This is a genomic window from Pediococcus damnosus, assembly GCF_001437255.1.
Classification (GTDB): domain Bacteria; phylum Bacillota; class Bacilli; order Lactobacillales; family Lactobacillaceae; genus Pediococcus; species Pediococcus damnosus.
In genome coordinates, this window is record NZ_JQBD01000168.1 from 1 (window position 1) to 878 (window position 878).

An 878-nucleotide genomic window follows, 5' to 3' on the forward strand; every position below is an offset into this window, starting at 1 on the left:
ACCTAAAAGCGTACTTTGATACTGTGAACCACGATTTATTAATTAAGTTCATTGAACAATACGTGAATGATCCATGGTTAACAAAATTGATTCGTCGATTTTTAACCAGTGGGGTCATGAATCATGGCTTATTTGAAAGCAGTGAAAAAGGAACTCCCCAAGGAGGTCCACTTTCACCATTGTTAGCCAACATTTATTTGAACGAACTTGATAAAGAATTGACAAAACGAGGCCATAAATTTGTCCGATATGCGGATGACTGTAATATTTACGTTAAAAGTCAGCGAGCTGGGCAACGAGTTCTTGAAAGTATCTCTAATTTTCTGGAAGGTCGACTAAAAGTAACGGTCAATCAAAAGAAGACACAGGTTGGATCACCTCTACGACTAAAATTCTTAGGATTTTCATTGGGAGTCGGACATGGTGGTGCTTATGTACGACCAGCCAAAGAACCCAAGCTTAGAATTAAGCAAGCGCTTAAGCAAATTACTAAGCGCAATCGTGGGGTGTCAACTGACAAGATATTTCAAGAAATTCAGCAAAAGATGCGCGGCTGGATCCAATATTTTTCTGTTGGAAAGATGACTACTTTTATTCAGACATTGGACAAATGGTTAAGGTCTCGTATACGGCAGTATATCTGGAAACAGTGGAAGAAGACCAAGACAAAGATAAATAACTTGAAACGATTAGGATTATCTACAAGTGATGCGGTTAAGTCTGCCAATACCCGTAAGGGTTACTGGCGTACAGCGCATAGTAAAACCTTGTTATATACCTTAACAAATGAAAAACTGGAACGCCTTGGATTAATGAATCTAACCAAGACACTCCAGTTCATTCAAAGTGCTTAAATTACTGAACCGCCGTATACGGAT

1 protein-coding gene is annotated in these 878 nt (G+C 38.8%); it reads left to right on the top strand.

Annotation, left to right across the window (positions count from 1 at the left end; genetic code table 11):
* On the top strand, positions 1-854 hold an 854-nt coding region (locus IV84_RS10470; RefSeq protein ID WP_269084657.1), incomplete at its 5' end, for a reverse transcriptase domain-containing protein.
* Between the last annotated feature and the right edge of the window lie 24 nt (positions 855-878).